Raw genomic sequence first — 16268 nt, 5'->3', positions numbered from 1 at the left:
GGCGCCTCGCTGGTGTTCTGGCGCTGTGCTATCGTTGCGGCATCATTTCGTTACGCTCCAAGAGAATCCCTCCATGAAGGTGGCCGTCTGGGCGACACAGCGTGTGGTGGCCTGCCAGCACGCATTGCTGATCGTTTTGCTCTGGTTGTTCACGGGCAGCGCCATCGCCCAAGCGCAAACCGGGCCGGCCGAGCAACGGGCCAAAGCGGTCACGCAAGTGGTTCTTGGCATCCTCAGTTACGCACGCTGGCCAGTGGAGCCGGCGCAATTGCGTCTGTGCATCGTCGGCCCCACCGAATACACCGATGACCTGGTCAAAGGCACCACCCAAGCCACGGGTCGGCCAGTGGCCGTGCGGCGTCTGCTGGCGGACAACCCGGCCATCGTCAGCGAATGCGACGCGGTGTACATCGGCAAGCTCACAGCCGATGAACGCAGTCGCCTGTTCGCATCGTTGATCGGGCATCCGGTGCTGAGCATCAGCGAAGCAGACGATCAATGCACCGTCGGCAGTCTGTTCTGCCTGCGCGTTGGCGATGAACAAGTGTCGTTCGAGGTCAATCTCGACTCCGTGGCTCGCAGTGGTGTGCGCATTCACCCCAGCGTGTTGCAGTTGTCCCGTCGCAAAGCGGCGGCGCCATGAAGCTGTTCAGTTGGAAGGCTCGCCCCACCCTTGGTTCGGTCATTGGCCGTGGGCATTTGATTGTCGCGCTGGTGGCGGTGGCGATGGCCAGTGTTTCGCTGACCTTGCTGGGCGTGCTCGCGCTGCGGGTCTATGCCGACCACAACCTGCACTTGATCGCCCGTTCGATCAGCTACACCGTCGAGGCAGCCGTCGTGTTCAATGACAAAGCGGCGGCAACCGAGGCGCTGGCGATCATCGCCGCCACCGAGGAAGTGGCAGATGCCCGAGTGCTCGACGCGCAAGGCCAATTGATCGCGCAATGGCAGCGCGTCGAGACCGGCTTGTTCTCCGAGCTGGAAATGCAGATCACCCGCGCTCTTCTGGAAAAACCGGTGAGCCTGCCGATTGAGCATCAGGACCGCGAAATCGGTCGCGTCCTGCTCATCGGCCACGGCGGCAGCCTGATGCGCTTCCTGCTCAGCGGCCTGGCCGGGATTGTGCTCTGCACCGCGATCAGCGCCTGGGTCGCGCTCTATCTGGCGCGGCGGCAGCTGCGCGCAATCATTGGCCCATTGCACAGCCTCGCCGCCGTCGCCCACGCCGCGCGCAGTGAGCGAGCGCTGGATCGGCGCGTGCCGCCGGCGCAAATCGCTGAACTGGATAATCTGGGCAATGACTTCAATGCCTTGCTCGGCGAACTCGAGTCGTGGCAAACCCATCTGCAAAACGAAAACGAAACTCTCGCTCACCAAGCGACCCACGACAGCCTCACCGGTTTGCCCAACCGCGCGTTTTTCGAAGGCCGCTTGATCCGCGCCTTGCGCAACGGCAAAAAACACGATGAGCGGGTCGCCGTGCTGTTTCTCGACAGCGACCGCTTCAAAGGCATCAACGATAACTTCGGCCACGCCTCGGGCGACGCAGTGCTGGTGGCCATCGCCAATCGCGTGCGAGCGCAATTGCGCGAGGATGATCTGGTCGCGCGGCTGGGTGGCGACGAGTTCGCCGTGCTGCTTGCGCCACTGCACACGGTCGAAGACGCTGAGCACATCGCTGACAAGATTCTCGCCAGCATGGACATGCCGATCACCCTGCCCGGCGACAGCAGTGTGGTGACCTCGCTCAGTATCGGCATCGCCGTTTACCCCGATCATGGCGCCACGCCGGGTGCCTTGCTCAACGCAGCCGACGCGGCAATGTACCAGGCCAAGCGCCTGTCGCGCGGCGCGCAATTCACCGCCGGGTCGGAGCGCCCGGTCGATTCCGTTCACACCAGGAGCTGATGTCCGTGTTCACTCTTCCCGTTCGACTTTTTCCGCATTGCTGATGATCGCCGCGCTGACCCTGAGCGGTTGCCAGACCGCTCCGCAGAAAGGCCTGACACCGGCGCAGGTCGCCGTGCTCAAACAGCAGGGTTTCGAGTTGACCGACGACGGCTGGGAATTCGGCCTGTCGGGCAAAGTGCTTTTTGGCAGCGACGTCGAAAGCCTGAACGCAGCCAGCACGGAAATCGTCGAACGCATCGGCAAGGCGTTGCTCAGCGTGGGAATCGAGCGGGTGCGCGTCGATGGCCACACCGATGCGTCGGGCAAGGAAACCTACAATCAGCAACTGTCGCTGCGCCGGGCCAAGAGCGTTGCCAACGTCCTCGGCACGGTCGGCATGAAGCAGGAAAATATCCAGCTGCAAGGCCTGGGCAGCAGCGAACCGGTGGCTTCCAACGACACCGCAGCGGGGCGTACGGAAAATCGCCGGGTGTCGATCGTGGTCAGCGCCGACTAATCGGCAAAGCGCATCTCCCGCGTTTCACCCATCAACAACGCCTGATTGCGTTCAGTCACTTCGCGGATGTAATCCCACAACAACGTAATCCGCTTCAACTTGCGCAGATCCTCGCGGCAGTACATCCAGAACTGCCGGGTGATGTCGATTTCCTCCGGCAGCACCGGCAGCAATCGCGGGTCTTGTGCGGCGAGGAAGCACGGCAGGATCGCCAGCGAGCGCCCCTGCTGTGCGGCGACGTATTGTGCAATCACGCTGGTGCTGCGCAAGTTTGCGCTGGCGCCGGGCAGCACGTTGGCCAGGTAGAGCAGCTCCGAGCTGAACGCCAGATCATCCACATAACTGATGAATTGATGCTTGCTCAAATCGGCCGGGCGGCGGATCGGTGGGTGTTTGTCAAGATAGTCCTGGGTTGCGTACAGCTGCAAACGGTAGTCGCAGAGTTTGCAGCAGACGTACGGCCCGTGCTCCGGCCGCTCGAGGGCGATGACGATGTCGGCCTCGCGCTTGGACAGGCTGATGAAGTGCGGCAGCGGCAGGATGTCCACTGAGATCGCCGGGTAGGCGTCGACGAAATGGCTCAGTTGCGGGGTGATGAAAAAACTGCCGAAGCCTTCGGTGCAGCCCATGCGCACGTGCCCGGACAGGGCCACGCCCGAGCCGGAAACCTGCTCGCAAGCCATGTGCAATGTGCTTTCGATCGACTCGGCATAACCGAGCAAGCGCTGGCCTTCAGTGGTCAGGACGAAGCCGCTGGTGCGGGATTTTTCGAACAGCAATGTGCCGAGCGCCGCTTCCAGCGAGCTGATCCGTCGCGACACCGTGGTGTAGTCGACAGCCAGGCGTTTGGCGGCGGTGCTGGCCTTGCGGGTGCGGGCGACTTCGAGGAAAAACTTCAGGTCGTCCCAGTTCAGCGAGCCTAGCGAGGTGATGTTTTTTTGCATGATGGTCGGGCTTATATGTGCGTTCTTATTAGAAGTTTGCACATCTATACTCCAAAAACAGTCCGACAACCAATTCGCGACACACGCCTCATCTCAAGGTGAACCTTTCGCCTTGGCTCCTACGATAAAAACAAGTTCTGGAGACCAGCATGAACGCATCGCTTACGCCCAACGACACCACGCTGCAAAAGGTCAAACTGCTGATCGACGGCGAATGGGTCGAGTCGCAGACCACCGAGTGGCACGACATCGTCAACCCGGCCACCCAGCAAGTGCTGGCCAAGGTTCCGTTCGCCACCGCCGCTGAGGTCGATGCCGCTGTCAGCGCCGCCCAGCGCGCGTTCCAGACCTGGAAACTGACCCCGATCGGCGCGCGGATGCGCATCATGCTCAAGTTGCAAGCGCTGATCCGCGAGCACTCCAAGCGCATCGCCGTGGTCCTCAGCGCCGAGCAGGGCAAGACCATTGCTGATGCCGAAGGCGATATTTTCCGTGGCCTGGAAGTGGTCGAGCACGCGTGCTCGATCGGCACCCTGCAAATGGGCGAGTTCGCCGAGAACGTCGCTGGCGGCGTCGACACTTACACTCTGCGCCAGCCGATCGGTGTGTGCGCCGGCATCACGCCGTTCAACTTCCCGGCGATGATTCCGCTGTGGATGTTCCCGATGGCGATCGCCTGCGGCAACACCTTCGTGCTCAAGCCGTCGGAACAGGATCCGCTGTCGACCATGCTGCTGGTGGAGCTGGCGATCGAAGCGGGCGTCCCTGCTGGCGTGCTCAACGTGGTGCACGGCGGCAAGGATGTGGTCGATGGTCTGTGCACGCACAAGGACATCAAAGCCGTGTCGTTCGTCGGTTCTACCGCTGTCGGCACCCACGTTTATGACCTGGCCGGCAAACATGGCAAACGCGTGCAGTCGATGATGGGCGCGAAAAACCACGCTGTGGTACTGCCGGACGCCAATCGCGAGCAAGCGCTGAATGCCTTGGTCGGCGCCGGTTTCGGTGCGGCCGGGCAACGTTGCATGGCCACGTCGGTGGTGGTGCTGGTCGGTGCCGCAAAACAGTGGCTGCCAGACCTGAAAGCACTGGCGCAAAAACTCAAGGTCAACGCCGGCAGCGAGCCGGGCACCGATGTCGGTCCGGTGATTTCGAAAAAGGCCAAGGCGCGGATTCTCGAACTGATTGAAAGCGGCATCAAGGAAGGCGCCAAGCTTGAACTCGATGGTCGTGACATCAGCGTGCCGGGTTATGAACAAGGCAATTTTGTCGGCCCGACCCTGTTCTCCGGTGTGACCACCGACATGCAGATCTACACCCAGGAAATCTTCGGCCCGGTGCTGGTGGTGCTGGAAGTCGACACCCTCGATCAGGCGATTGCGCTGGTCAACGCCAACCCGTTCGGCAACGGCACCGGCCTGTTCACCCAGAGCGGCGCGGCGGCGCGTAAATTCCAGACTGAAATCGACGTCGGTCAGGTCGGCATCAACATTCCGATTCCGGTGCCGGTACCGTTCTTCAGCTTCACCGGTTCGCGCGGTTCGAAACTCGGCGACCTCGGCCCGTACGGCAAGCAAGTGGTGCAGTTCTACACGCAGACCAAAACGGTCACGGCGCGCTGGTTCGATGACGACAGCGTCAACGACGGCGTGAACACCACCATCAACCTGCGCTGAGGATTCGATCATGAAAATCGCATTTATCGGGCTGGGCAACATGGGCGCGCCGATGGCGCGCAACCTGATCAAGGCCGGCCACTCGCTGAATCTGGTCGACCTGAACAAAACCGTGCTGGCGGAACTCGAGCAACTGGGCGGCACCATCCGCGCTTCGGCCCGCGAGGCGGCGGAAGATGCCGAACTGGTGATCACCATGCTCCCGGCCGCGGTGCATGTGCGCAGTGTCTGGCTGGGTGAAGAGGGCGTGCTCGCCGGCATTCGCCAAGGCGTGCCGGCGGTGGATTGCAGCACTATCGATCCACAGACCGCCCGCGATGTGGCAGCGGCGGCGGCCAAACAAGGCGTGTCCATGGCCGATGCGCCGGTGTCCGGTGGCACCGGTGGAGCGACTGCCGGCACGTTGACCTTTATGGTTGGCGCCACCTCGGAACTGTTCGCCACCCTGCAACCGGTGCTGGCGCAGATGGGCCGCAACATTGTGCATTGCGGTGAAGTCGGCACCGGCCAGATCGCCAAGATCTGCAACAACCTGCTGCTGGCGATTTCGATGGTCGGCGTCAGTGAGGCGATGGCGTTGGGCGATGCGCTGGGGATCGACACCGGCGTGCTGGCCGGGATCATCAACAGCTCGACCGGCCGCTGCTGGAGTTCGGAGATGTACAACCCGTGGCCGGGCATCGTCGAAACGGCGCCGGCCTCGCGCGGTTATACCGGCGGGTTCGGTGCAGAACTGATGCTCAAGGATCTCGGGCTGGCGACGGAAGCGGCGCGGCAGGCGCATCAACCGGTGGTGCTCGGCGCGGTGGCGCAGCAGTTGTATCAGGCGATGAGTCAGCGCGGTGACGGTGGGAAAGACTTCTCGGCGATCATCAACAGCTATCGCAAGCCGCAGTAATCACGATCAGCCCTTTGTGGCGAGGGGATTTATCCCCGTTGGGTTGCGCAGCAGCCCCTGGAGTGTGTCAGGTAAACCGAGTGCTCAGGGTTTGCGACTGCTGCGCAGTCGAGCGGGGATAAATCCCCTCGCCACAAGTTTTAGCAACGCCGGGACATTTGCCGGGAAATCACGTCGGGTGATTTCCCGGCTTTTTTGCATCAGGCGAAGACGAAGTATTTGCGCACGGTCTCGACCACTTCCCACGTGCCTTTCATACCCGGCTCAACCACGAAGATATCGCCAGCACGCAGATGAATCGGCGCCATGCCGTCCGGGGTGATCACGCAGTAGCCTTCCTGGAAATGGCAGTACTCCCACTTCACATAATCGACGCGCCACTTGCCCGGTGTGCAGATCCAGGTGCCCATGATCTTGCTGCCGTCTTCGCTGGTGTAGGCGTTGAGGTTGACGGTGTGCGGGTCGCCTTCGAGTTTTTCCCATTTGCAGGCGTCGAGCACTGGCAGCGGGTGGGTGTCGCGCAGAACGGTGATTGGGGCGGTCGCGGTCATGGGGACTCCGGGCAGGTGGACTTGAGAATTGAAGTCGCACCCTATAGCGGCCGGTCGCCGCTCAGTTGTCTGGGGTCGACATCGGTGTGCTCAGAAACGCGCGCAGCGCTGAGCGCTTGTAACAATGCCTGGGCATAACCGGGCAGCGCGGCGAAGTCTCTCGCGCAGAGCAATAACGTGCGGCGCGCCCACGGTTCATTGAGCGCCACACATTTGAAGCGTTCGACCGTCGCGCGTTCGACAGCGGCCAAGGGCACGATGGCCAGTCCCGCCCCTCGGGCGACCATACGCATCGCGCCATCAAAGCCATCGGCGCGAATGCGCACCTGCATCCGCGCGCCGCTGTGCAGCGCCTGTTCTTCCAGATAAATCGCCAATGCGCTGTCGGCGCTCAATCCGACAAAGTCGTGCTGCAACGCGTCGCTGAAACTGACCTCGGCGGCGTCAGACAACGGGTGATCAAGCGGCAGAATCAGCACCAGCGGATCGTCGCGAAACGCCTGGGTCTGCAGGCCGTTGGTGTCGACCGCGTCGGACACAATCCCCAGATCCGCTGCGCCTTCACGCAAGGCATGGGTAATTCGCGCACTGGGCAGTTCCTGTAGATCGATGTCGAGATTGGGATGGCTGCGCAAAAAGTCCGCGAGCACTTCTGGCAGGTACTCGGTGATCGCCGTGGTGTTGCACAACAGCCGCACCTGGCCTTTGACGCCTTGCGCGTAATCGGCCAGATCCTGCTGCATGCGTTCGGCCTGTTGCAAAAGAATGCGCGCGTGGCGGGCGAGGGCTTTACCGGCCGGCGTCGGGGTGACGCCGCGCCGACCACGCTCGAGGAATTCGGCGCCCAGCGAGGCTTCCATCGCGCGGATTCGGGCGCTGGCGGCGGCGAGGGACAAGTGGCTGCGGGCGGCGCCGGCGGTGATGTTGCCGGTGTCGAGAATGTGCAGGTAGAGGCGCAGGTCGGTGAGGTCGAAGTGCATGGGGTTTGCCTCTGATTTTTATGGTGTCTGGGCTGGCCCTTTCGCTGGCAAGCCAGCTCCCACAGGTTTCTTGTTGATCTCTAAATGGATGAACAACCGAGATTCTGTGGGAGCTGGCTTGCCAGCGATGAGGCCAGATGCATCACTGCAAATATCAGCCTCTTGCAAAGGAAGAGGCTGCCTAAGTATATGGCAGATTTTCCCCCAGCCCGGATCAGTGCACATTACCCCAATGCACACACTGACCGACTTCTACCAAACCCTCGGCCTGACCCTTTCTCTACTGGTCATCGCCACCTTCCTCCTCGCCGGCACGGTCAAAGGCGTGATCGGCCTCGGCCTGCCCACTGTCGCGATGGGCCTGCTCGGTCTGGCTATGGCGCCGGCGCAGGCAGCCGCTTTGTTGATCGTCCCCGCGACCCTGACCAACCTCTGGCAACTGGCCTTCGGCGGTCATCTGCAAGGATTGATCAAACGCCTCTGGCCCATGCTGCTGATGATCTTCCTCGGCACCGGCATCGGCACCCTCTGGCTCGGCATGTCCAGCGGACATTGGGTAGTGCGCGGACTTGGCGCGGCGCTGTTGCTGTATGCATTGAGCGGATTGTTCTTGCCCACGCTACACGTCAAATCCGCGCATGAATCGTGGCTCGGCCCGCTGTGTGGCCTGATCACCGGCGTCATCACCTGCGCCACCGGCGTCTTCGTGATTCCGGCGGTGCCGTACCTGCAAGCGCTGGGGCTGAGCCGCGATGAGCTGGTGCAGGCGCTCGGCCTGTCCTTCACCGTCTCGACCCTGGCGCTGGCCGCTGGGCTGCTCTGGCACGACGCACTCGGCGGTGGCGAATTGAGCGCCTCGCTGCTGGCGCTGATCCCGGCCATGCTTGGCATGTGGCTCGGTCAGTGGCTGCGTCAGCGCATCAGTGCGGTGCTGTTCAAGCGGGTGTTCTTTATCGGAATGGGCGCGCTCGGCGCCCATTTGCTGATCAGCGGCTAGCCGACGATTCGCTGAGCATGTCGATCGCGCGGATATCGAAATCGCGCTCAAGATAGTCCATGCGCCTGGCGAAAAACGCTTTCATGTGTGGCAATGCCGAGTGCTCATCCAGATGCGCCTGGCTGGCCCAGATCTCGTAGAAGATAAACAGCGTCGGATCTTCATTGTCGCGCAGCATGTGGTACTCGATGCAGCCCGGTTCGGCGCGGCTCGGCTCGACGTAAGCGCGGAACAGCGCTTCGAATTCGGCGGCTTTTTCCGGGCGGGTCTTGGCGTGCAGGATGAAACCCTGGCGTTCACTCATCACAACTTCCTCAAAAGCAGAAAGCGGCGATGCTACGGCAACAATTGGCGATCGATTCGTGCGTTTTGATCAAATGTATTTTGCGTCGATGTGGCTGTTTCCGCGCGAGATCGATGGTTAATCTGCCGCCATTCCAATTTCTGTTTCAATCCAGCCTTGAAGGCTGCGCCGAGGTTTTCCGATGAAGAAAGTGCTGTTGCTCAATGGCGGTAAAAAATTCGCCCACTCCGATGGCCGCTACAACGCCACCTTGCACGAAACCGCGCTGAGCGTGCTCGATCGCGGCGGTGTCGACGTCAAGACCACCTTCATTGATGAGGGCTACGACGTTGCCGAGGAAGTGGCGAAATTCCTCTGGGCCGACGTCATCATTTATCAGATGCCGGGCTGGTGGATGGGCGCGCCGTGGACGGTGAAAAAGTACCTCGACGAAGTCTTCACCGAAGGTCACGGCAGCCTCTACGCCAGCGACGGCCGCACCCGTTCCGATGCTTCGCAGAAGTACGGCAGTGGCGGTCTGATTCAGGGCAAGCAATACATGCTGTCGCTGACCTGGAACGCGCCGCAGCAAGCCTTCGATGACCCGACGGATTTCTTCGAAGCCAAAGGCGTGGACGCCGTGTACTTCCCGTTCCACAAGGCCAATGAGTTTCTGGGCATGACCGCGCTGCCGACCTTCCTCTGCGTCGACGTAATGAAGCGTCCGAATATCGAGAATGATGTGGTGCGCTATGAGCAGCATCTGACTGAGGTGTTTGGCCTCAAGGCTTGATGGGTTTCGGGCTACTATCCGGATACAGCAAAAGATCGCGGCCTTCGGCAGCTCCTGCAGGGGGCATGGCGATTGGTTGCGATCTTGGCGATTCCAAAGAGGACACCCGTGAAAGCCAGATCCGATGAGTTGCAGATTTTCGTCTGCGTGATCGAGTGCGGTTCGATTTCCGCCGCCGCCGAGCAGGTCGGCCAGACGCCGTCGGCCGTCAGTCGCACGCTGTCGAAGCTCGAAGCCAAGCTCGACACCACGCTGATCAACCGCACCACGCGACGCATGGACCTGACCGAGGAGGGCAAGTATTTCTTCGAACAGGCCAAGTTGATTCTCGACCAGATGGATCAACTCGAAGAGCGTCTGTCTTCGCGCCAGCAAACTCCGTCCGGGCGCCTGCGCATCAACGCCGCCTCGCCGTTCATGCTCCACGCCATCGTCCCCTACATCGACGAATTCCGGCAGCTGTACCCGGACATCCAACTCGAACTCAACAGCAATGACCTGATCATTGACCTGCTTGAACAAAGCACCGACGTCGCCATCCGCATCGGCACCCTCGCCGATTCGACGCTGCATGCGCGTTCGCTCGGTTGCAGCCCATTAATGATCGTCGCCAGCCCCGCCTATTTGAAAAAACACGGTGCGCCACGACAAGTGGCGGATTTGAGCGAACACACGTTGCTCGGCTTCACCCAGAACGAAGGCCTCAACCAGTGGCCGCTGCGCTATGTGCATGGCGACCGCTGGCCGATCAGCCCGGCAATCAGCGCTTCCAGTGGTGAGACCGTGCGCCATTTGGCGCTGGAGGGGCAGGGCATCGCCTGCCTGTCGCACTTCATGACCATCGACGACATCCGCGCCGGGCGCCTGAAAGTCCTGCTCGGTGAATTCAACAGTGGCTATCGCCAGCCGATCAACGCCGTGTACTACCGCAACTCGCAACTGGCGTTGCGCATTCAGTGCTTCCTCGACTTTATCCAGAGCAAACTCGCCGCCTACGCCAGCGCCAAATTCAAGGGCTGATTCGTGATCCCTGCGCAAGAGTGAATTGGCCGAGAGCGGGTTTTTCGCTGGGGTTCATCAGTCGATACTCGCTGCATTACTTATTCACGCAGGGAGTTTCTCCATGAACGTATTCGTTACAGGCGCTGCCGGTTTTATCGGCGGTTCCATCGCCACCGGCCTGGTGCGGGCCGGGCACACAGTTACAGGTCTGGTGCGCAGCGCCGAGCAGGCTGATGAGCTGAAAGCGTTGGGCATGAATGCGCTGATCGGCACCCTTGATGACAGCCAGTTGCTGGCGCAACAGGCGCGTGCCGCTGATGCGGTGATCAACGCTGCGAGCAGCGATCATCGCGGTGCGGTTGAAGCGTTACTCGACGCTTTGCGCGGCTCTAATAAAGTCTTTCTGCACACCAGCGGTTCGAGCATTGTCGGCGACGCTTCCGGCGGCAAATCCAGCGATGACATTTATTACGAAGACCACCTGCCGGAACCGACTGTCGATAAGGCCGATCGCGTAGCCATCGACAACCTGGTGCTCGCGGCGGCGAAGGATGGCGTGAACTCGGCGGTGATCTGCAACACCTTGATTTACGGCCACAGCCTGGGCGTCAAACGCGACAGCGTGCAATTGCCGCGACTGCTCAAGCAGGCGCGCAAAAGCGGCGTGGTGCGCCACGTCGGGACAGGGCAGAACATCTGGTCCAACGTGCACATCGAAGACGTCGTCGCCTTGTATCTGCTGGCGCTGACCAGGAATGTGCCGGGCACTTTCTACTTTGTCGAGAGCGGTGAAGCCTCGTTCATCGACATGACCACCGCCATGGCCGAAGCCCTCAATCTGGGCGAACCGCAAGACTGGCCATTGCAAGACGCCGAAGCCGAATGGGGCTACGAAATGGCCAACTACGGCCTCGGTTCCAACAGCCGCGTACGCGGCAAACACGCCCGGGAACTGCTGGGCTGGACGCCGAAGCGCACGTCGGTGGTTGAATGGATTCGTAACGAAATGGTGTGAGTCCAGCGCGCACCGAGTGAAGCCATTCGCGAGCAGGCTCGCTCCCACAGGTGACCGCGTTCTGCCTGGAAAAATGTAATTCCTGTGGGAGCTGGCTTGCCAGCGATAGCGGTGGATCAGTCGCCACCCATGTTGAACGTGGCGCCGTCATCGCTGGCAAGCCAGCTCCCACAGGGACTTTGTGGTGGCCAGGAAGCCATGAAAATCCCGCCCTCCGATTTTCATTAATCACGACACGCCATACCCATCAGCGACACACCTTGTCTCTCCACGAAAATTAATTTCATGCGGTTTGAAATCTCTATCTCGAAATGATTTATGAGTTTCACAACCCATTCGAACGTGACCCTTTCGAGGAGTACCGCATGACGCTTTCCTTCGGCTATTGGCTGCTGGTCTACGCCGCCGTGGCCATCATCGCGCTGATCGTGTTGATCGCCCGTTACCGGCTCAATCCGTTCATTGTCATCACCCTGATTTCCCTGGGCCTGGCGTTGGTGGCCGGGATGCCGCCGTCGGCGGTGGTCGGTGCGTATGAGGCGGGCGTCGGCAAGACGTTGGGGCATATTGCGCTGGTGGTGGCGTTGGGGACGATGCTCGGCAAGATGATGGCCGAGTCCGGTGGAGCCGAGCAGATGGCGCGCACGCTGATCGAGCGATTCGGCGAGAAGAACGCGCATTGGGCGATGGTCTGCATCGCGTTTCTGGTCGGTCTGCCGCTGTTCTTCGAAGTCGGTTTCGTCCTGCTGGTGCCAATCGCCTTCACCGTCGCCCGCCGCGTTGGCGTGTCGATTCTGATGGTCGGTCTGCCGATGGTTGCCGGGCTCTCGGTGGTGCATGCGCTGGTGCCGCCGCACCCGGCGGCGATGCTCGCGGTGCAGGCCTATCAGGCGTCGGTCGGGCAGACCTTGTTGTACGCGATCGCGATCGGCATTCCGACCGCGATCATCGCCGGCCCGCTGTACGCGAAATTCATCGTGCCGCGCATTCAATTGCCGGCGGACAACCCGTTGGAAAAGCAATTTCTCGAGCGCGAGCCGCGCGACAGATTGCCGGGTTTCGGCATCACCATGGCAACCATTCTGCTGCCGGTGGTGCTGATGCTGATCGGCGGCTGGGCCAATCTGATTTCCACTCCCGGCAGCGCTTTCAACCAGTTCCTGCTGTTCATCGGCAATTCGGTGATCGCGCTGTTGCTGGCGACTTTGCTGAGCTTCTGGACGCTAGGGATTGCCCAAGGTTTCAACCGCGAATCGATCCTCAAATTCACCAACGAATGCCTCGCGCCCACCGCCAGCATCACCTTGCTGGTCGGTGCTGGTGGCGGCTTGAACCGGATTCTGGTGGATGCCGGCGTCACCGATCAGATCGTCGGCCTCGCTCACGAATTTCACCTGTCGCCGCTGATCATGGGCTGGTTGTTCGCTGCGCTGATGCGCGTTGCCACTGGCTCGGCCACCGTGGCGATGACCACCGCATCAGGCGTTGTCGCGCCGGTGGCCATCGGTCTGGGTTATCCACACCCTGAGCTTTTGGTGCTGGCGACCGGCGCCGGCTCGGTTATCTTTTCCCACGTCAACGACGGCGGCTTCTGGTTGATCAAGGAATACTTCAACATGACAGTCGCGCAGACGTTCAAGACCTGGACCGTGCTCGAGACGCTGATTTCGCTGGTCGCTTTCGCGCTGACCGTCGGCCTTTCCTACCTGCTGTAACCGGAGCCCGCCGCCCATGGACATCCTCTACCAGATCCGCGCCCGCCAGGATTCCTTCAGCGCCGGCGAGGGGCGCATTGCGCGGTTGATGCTCGACGATGTCGGGTTTGCCGCCAGCGCCAGCCTCGAAGACCTCGCGCACCGGGCCGAGGTCAGCACCGCCACGCTGTCGCGCTTTGCCCGCACGGTCGGCTGCCGTGACCTGCGTGATCTACGTCTGCAACTGGCCCAGGCCAGCGGCGTTGGCAGCCGGTTTCTCGACCCGGCAGGCACGCCCGAGCAGTCGGCGTTCTATGGGCAGATCGTCGGCGACATCGAAACCACCCTGCGCCAGCATCTGGCCGGATTTGACGAATCGCGGTTCGCCGACGCAGTGAAATTGCTCAGCCAGGCGCGGATGATTCACGCGTTCGGCATGGGCGGTTGCTCGACCCTGTGCAGCGATGAACTGCAGGTGCGTCTGGTGCGCCTCGGTTACCCGATTGCGGTGTGTCATGACGCGGTGATGATGCGCGTCACCGCCGCCAGTTTGAACGCCGAGCAAGTGCTGATCGCCTGCTCGCTGACCGGCATCACTCCGGAGCTTTTGGAAACCGTGGAGCTGGCGCGCAACTACGGCGCGCGCATTCTCGCCATCACTCGCGGCGATTCACCACTGGCGGAACTGGCCGACGTCGTCCTGCCGCTGCAAGGCGCGGAAACCTCGTTCATCTACAAACCGACGGCGGCGCGCTACGGCATGCTGTTGGCCATCGACGTGCTCGCCACCGAACTGGCGCTGGCCAGCCCTGAAGACAATCAAGAACGTCTGCGGCGAATCAAACTCGCCCTCGACGAATACCGTGGCGGCGACGATCACCTGCCGCTGGGAGACTGACATGCAGTACGACACCCTGATCCGCAACGCGCTGGTTATCGACGGCAGCAACACGCCGGGCTACCGCGCAGACGTGGCGATTCTCAATGGCCGCATCGAGCGCATCGGCGATCTGCCTGACGCCCGCGCCAGCGAAGAAACCGACGCCGCCGGCCGGGTGCTGGCGCCGGGTTTCATCGACGTGCACACCCACGACGACACCGTGGTCATCCGCCAACCCGAGATGCTGCCCAAGCTCAGCCAAGGCGTGACCACGGTGATTGTCGGCAATTGCGGCATCAGTGCTTCGCCGGTCACCTTGAAGGGCAATCCGCCGGATCCGATGAACCTGCTCGGCAGCGCAGCGGCGTTCGTCTACCCGCGTTTCAGCGACTACCGCGCTGCCGTCGAAGCGGCCAACCCCACGTTGAACGTCGCCGCGCTAGTCGGCCACACCGCGCTGCGCAGCAATCACCTCGACGATTTGTTGCGCACCGCGACACCCGGCGAAATCGCCGCCATGCGCGAGCAGTTGCGCGACAGCCTGGAGGCCGGCGCGTTGGGTTTATCCACAGGCCTGGCCTACGCCAGCGCCTTCAACGCGTCCACCGATGAGGTCATGCAACTGACCGAAGAACTGACGGCGTTCGGCGCGGTGTACACCACCCATCTGCGCAGCGAATTCGCCCCGGTGCTGGAGGCGATGGACGAAGCATTTCAAATCGGCCGACACGCGCAATCGCCGGTGATCATTTCCCACCTCAAATGCGCCGGCGTCGGTAACTGGGGGCGCAGTCCGCAATTGCTCGCAGCGCTGGAAGAGGCAGCGAAAACCCATCCGGTCGGCTGCGATTGCTATCCCTATGCGGCGAGTTCTTCGACCCTGGATTTGAAGCAAGTCACCGACGCGCACCGCATCACCATTACCTGGTCAACACCGCATCCGGAAGTCAGCGGGCGCGACCTGATCGACATCGCTGGCGAATGGAAACTGTCGCTGGAAGAAACCGCGAAACGTCTGCAACCGGCGGGGGCGGTGTATTACGGCATGGACGAGGCCGACGTCAGAAGAATCCTCGCCCATCCGCTTTCGATGGTCGGCTCTGACGGACTGCCCGAAGACCCGCTCCCGCATCCGCGCCTGTGGGGCGCTTTCCCACGGGTGCTGGGCCATTTCAGTCGCGACGTCGGGTTGTTTCCACTGCACACCGCCGTGCACAAGATGACCGGCCTGTCGGCGGCGCGTTTTGGCTTGCAGGAAAGGGGCGAGATTCGTGAAGGGCATTGGGCGGATCTGGTGTTGTTCGATCCGGCGACCGTGCGTGACGTGGCCGATTTCAACGATCCGCAGCGGGCGGCGCAGGGGATTGACGGGGTTTGGGTCAACGGCGTGTTGAGTTATCGCGACGGACAGGCGAATGGCAGCAGGGCAGGGCGGTTTCTGGCTCGCGAAGGTAATTTGCGCGAAGGATTTTATTGATGATGATGGCGCCAAAGATCGCAGCCTTCGGCAGCTCCTACAGGAGATCGGATTCCAATGTAGGAGCTGCCGAAGGCTGCGATCTTTTGATCTATGTCTCATAGTGGCACTGTGCAATTAAAGAAAGCCATCCACAAGCCGATTTGCTGACATCCTCCCCATCTACACTGTGGGGCCAATCAGTCAGGGAGCACCCCATGAGCTTCGGCAAAACCACCCCGATCCTGCGGATCTTCGATGAGGCCAAGGCTGTCGAGTTCTACGTCGATTTTCTTGGTTTCAAGATCGACTGGCAGCACCGCTTCGAAGCGAATTTTCCGCTGTATCTGCAGGTGTCGCGGGGCGAGTGCGTGCTGCATCTGTCCGAGCATCACGGCGATGCCTGCCCGGGTTCGGCGCTGCGTATCGAGACCGATGAGCTGGAGGCGTTTCAGCAGCAGCTGATGGCCAAGGATTACAAGTTTTCCCATCCGCAGATTCAGGCGATGCCGTGGGGCAGTCAGGACATGACGATTGCCGATCCGTTTGGCAATCGGTTGGTGTTTACCAATGCGATCAGTCTTTGAGCTTGGCGCCCAAGATCAAAAGCCCCTCACCCTAGCCCTCTCCCGGGGGAGAGGGGACCGATTGCGGGAGCTCGGGAGTTACGCCGACCTGAATGTGCTGTGCTG

Annotated in this window: 17 protein-coding genes; 13 read left to right on the top strand and 4 right to left on the bottom strand. The window is 61.4% G+C overall.

The genetic code is table 11. From position 1 onward, the window contains the following. The first annotated feature begins 73 nt into the window (after positions 1-73). From ACZZ0K_RS20425 to ACZZ0K_RS20415, 3 genes are read left to right on the top strand one after another with little or no spacing between them, the layout of a single operon-like run. On the top strand, positions 74-643 hold the full coding sequence (locus ACZZ0K_RS20425; RefSeq protein WP_041477864.1) for a regulatory sequestration protein YfiR: 570 nt from the start codon (positions 74-76) through the stop codon (positions 641-643). Then, positions 640-1908, top strand: a complete 1269-nt coding sequence (locus tag ACZZ0K_RS20420) for a diguanylate cyclase DgcN/YfiN (protein ID WP_076565622.1) — start codon at positions 640-642, stop codon at positions 1906-1908. Before ACZZ0K_RS20425 ends, ACZZ0K_RS20420 begins: the two co-directional genes overlap by 4 nt. A 43-nt stretch (positions 1909-1951) precedes the next feature. Further along, positions 1952-2407 carry an OmpA family protein gene (locus ACZZ0K_RS20415; protein WP_463559290.1) on the top strand — a complete coding sequence of 152 codons (456 nt, stop codon included), beginning with the start codon at positions 1952-1954 and terminating at the stop codon, positions 2405-2407. Here ACZZ0K_RS20415 and ACZZ0K_RS20410 read toward each other — a convergent pair. Beyond that, the gene (locus ACZZ0K_RS20410; protein ID WP_016771799.1) at positions 2404-3351 is read right to left on the bottom strand and encodes a LysR family transcriptional regulator; all 948 of its coding nucleotides are present in this window, start codon (positions 3349-3351) and stop codon (positions 2404-2406) included. The genes ACZZ0K_RS20415 and ACZZ0K_RS20410 overlap by 4 nt on opposite strands. A gap of 149 nt (positions 3352-3500) precedes the next feature. On the opposite strand from ACZZ0K_RS20410, the gene ACZZ0K_RS20405 reads away from it, so the two are divergent. After that, positions 3501-5027 carry a CoA-acylating methylmalonate-semialdehyde dehydrogenase gene (locus tag ACZZ0K_RS20405; RefSeq protein WP_024011486.1) on the top strand — a complete coding sequence of 509 codons (1527 nt, stop codon included), beginning with the start codon at positions 3501-3503 and terminating at the stop codon, positions 5025-5027. Between the two features lie 10 nt (positions 5028-5037). Beyond that, complete coding sequence (mmsB, locus tag ACZZ0K_RS20400; protein WP_258707560.1) at positions 5038-5925, top strand: 3-hydroxyisobutyrate dehydrogenase; 888 nt, start codon at positions 5038-5040, stop codon at positions 5923-5925. Between the two features lie 200 nt (positions 5926-6125). On the opposite strand, the gene ACZZ0K_RS20395 is transcribed toward mmsB, so the two are convergent. After that, a complete protein-coding gene (locus tag ACZZ0K_RS20395; protein ID WP_016770579.1) occupies positions 6126-6476 on the bottom strand; it encodes a cupin domain-containing protein in 351 nt (116 codons plus the stop codon). A gap of 41 nt (positions 6477-6517) precedes the next feature. After that, entirely contained in the window at positions 6518-7456 is a 939-nt protein-coding gene (locus tag ACZZ0K_RS20390; protein WP_258707561.1) for a LysR family transcriptional regulator, read from the bottom strand. A 232-nt stretch (positions 7457-7688) separates the two neighbouring features. On the opposite strand from ACZZ0K_RS20390, the gene ACZZ0K_RS20385 reads away from it, so the two are divergent. Beyond that, positions 7689-8453, top strand: a complete 765-nt coding sequence (locus tag ACZZ0K_RS20385) for a sulfite exporter TauE/SafE family protein (protein WP_258707562.1) — start codon at positions 7689-7691, stop codon at positions 8451-8453. Here the strand turns inward: ACZZ0K_RS20385 and ACZZ0K_RS20380 are convergent. Then, the gene (locus tag ACZZ0K_RS20380; RefSeq protein ID WP_150635979.1) at positions 8443-8757 is read right to left on the bottom strand and encodes a putative quinol monooxygenase; all 315 of its coding nucleotides are present in this window, start codon (positions 8755-8757) and stop codon (positions 8443-8445) included. The two genes, ACZZ0K_RS20385 and ACZZ0K_RS20380, sit on opposite strands and share 11 nt — an antisense overlap. Positions 8758-8938: 181 nt before the next feature. On the opposite strand from ACZZ0K_RS20380, the gene mdaB reads away from it, so the two are divergent. From mdaB to ACZZ0K_RS20345, 7 genes are all read left to right on the top strand, one after another. Then, on the top strand, positions 8939-9529 hold the full coding sequence (mdaB, locus tag ACZZ0K_RS20375) for an NADPH:quinone oxidoreductase MdaB (RefSeq protein WP_073473897.1): 591 nt from the start codon (positions 8939-8941) through the stop codon (positions 9527-9529). A gap of 108 nt (positions 9530-9637) precedes the next feature. Continuing rightward, entirely contained in the window at positions 9638-10549 is a 912-nt protein-coding gene (locus tag ACZZ0K_RS20370; RefSeq protein WP_256809598.1) for a LysR family transcriptional regulator, read from the top strand. 103 nt (positions 10550-10652) lie between these two features. Beyond that, on the top strand, positions 10653-11546 hold the full coding sequence (locus ACZZ0K_RS20365; RefSeq protein WP_258707563.1) for an NAD-dependent epimerase/dehydratase family protein: 894 nt from the start codon (positions 10653-10655) through the stop codon (positions 11544-11546). A 365-nt stretch (positions 11547-11911) separates the two neighbouring features. Further along, a complete protein-coding gene (locus tag ACZZ0K_RS20360; RefSeq protein ID WP_258707564.1) occupies positions 11912-13261 on the top strand; it encodes a GntP family permease in 1350 nt (449 codons plus the stop codon). Between the two features lie 16 nt (positions 13262-13277). Beyond that, entirely contained in the window at positions 13278-14138 is an 861-nt protein-coding gene (locus tag ACZZ0K_RS20355) for a MurR/RpiR family transcriptional regulator (protein ID WP_256809596.1), read from the top strand. 1 nt (position 14139) lies between these two features. Further along, positions 14140-15597, top strand: coding sequence for an N-acyl-D-amino-acid deacylase family protein (locus ACZZ0K_RS20350; protein ID WP_258707565.1), 1458 nt, complete (start codon positions 14140-14142; stop codon positions 15595-15597). 197 nt (positions 15598-15794) lie between these two features. Beyond that, positions 15795-16163, top strand: a complete 369-nt coding sequence (locus ACZZ0K_RS20345; protein ID WP_016771789.1) for a glyoxalase superfamily protein — start codon at positions 15795-15797, stop codon at positions 16161-16163. Positions 16164-16268: the final 105 nt, after the last annotated feature.

It is taken from the genome of Pseudomonas sp. AC255 (assembly GCF_979258175.1).
Note: the sequence above shows the minus strand (reverse complement) of the source record. Positions and strands in the feature narration are given on the sequence as shown.

What these genes read in the sequence shown, in the direction of transcription:
- ACZZ0K_RS20390 (WP_258707561.1), bottom strand. Translation starts at nt 7,456, where the DNA reads ATGCACTTCGACCTCACCGACCTGCGCCTCTACCTGCACATTCTCGAC.
- ACZZ0K_RS20380 (WP_150635979.1), bottom strand. Translation starts at nt 8,757, where the DNA reads ATGAGTGAACGCCAGGGTTTCATCCTGCACGCCAAGACCCGCCCGGAA.
- ACZZ0K_RS20420 (WP_076565622.1), top strand. Translation starts at nt 640, where the DNA reads ATGAAGCTGTTCAGTTGGAAGGCTCGCCCCACCCTTGGTTCGGTCATT.
- ACZZ0K_RS20425 (WP_041477864.1), top strand. Translation starts at nt 74, where the DNA reads ATGAAGGTGGCCGTCTGGGCGACACAGCGTGTGGTGGCCTGCCAGCAC.
- ACZZ0K_RS20365 (WP_258707563.1), top strand. Translation starts at nt 10,653, where the DNA reads ATGAACGTATTCGTTACAGGCGCTGCCGGTTTTATCGGCGGTTCCATC.
- ACZZ0K_RS20415 (WP_463559290.1), top strand. Translation starts at nt 1,952, where the DNA reads ATGATCGCCGCGCTGACCCTGAGCGGTTGCCAGACCGCTCCGCAGAAA.
- ACZZ0K_RS20385 (WP_258707562.1), top strand. Translation starts at nt 7,689, where the DNA reads ATGCACACACTGACCGACTTCTACCAAACCCTCGGCCTGACCCTTTCT.
- ACZZ0K_RS20410 (WP_016771799.1), bottom strand. Translation starts at nt 3,351, where the DNA reads ATGCAAAAAAACATCACCTCGCTAGGCTCGCTGAACTGGGACGACCTG.
- ACZZ0K_RS20360 (WP_258707564.1), top strand. Translation starts at nt 11,912, where the DNA reads ATGACGCTTTCCTTCGGCTATTGGCTGCTGGTCTACGCCGCCGTGGCC.
- mdaB (WP_073473897.1), top strand. Translation starts at nt 8,939, where the DNA reads ATGAAGAAAGTGCTGTTGCTCAATGGCGGTAAAAAATTCGCCCACTCC.
- ACZZ0K_RS20345 (WP_016771789.1), top strand. Translation starts at nt 15,795, where the DNA reads ATGAGCTTCGGCAAAACCACCCCGATCCTGCGGATCTTCGATGAGGCC.
- ACZZ0K_RS20405 (WP_024011486.1), top strand. Translation starts at nt 3,501, where the DNA reads ATGAACGCATCGCTTACGCCCAACGACACCACGCTGCAAAAGGTCAAA.
- ACZZ0K_RS20355 (WP_256809596.1), top strand. Translation starts at nt 13,278, where the DNA reads ATGGACATCCTCTACCAGATCCGCGCCCGCCAGGATTCCTTCAGCGCC.
- ACZZ0K_RS20395 (WP_016770579.1), bottom strand. Translation starts at nt 6,476, where the DNA reads ATGACCGCGACCGCCCCAATCACCGTTCTGCGCGACACCCACCCGCTG.
- mmsB (WP_258707560.1), top strand. Translation starts at nt 5,038, where the DNA reads ATGAAAATCGCATTTATCGGGCTGGGCAACATGGGCGCGCCGATGGCG.
- ACZZ0K_RS20350 (WP_258707565.1), top strand. Translation starts at nt 14,140, where the DNA reads ATGCAGTACGACACCCTGATCCGCAACGCGCTGGTTATCGACGGCAGC.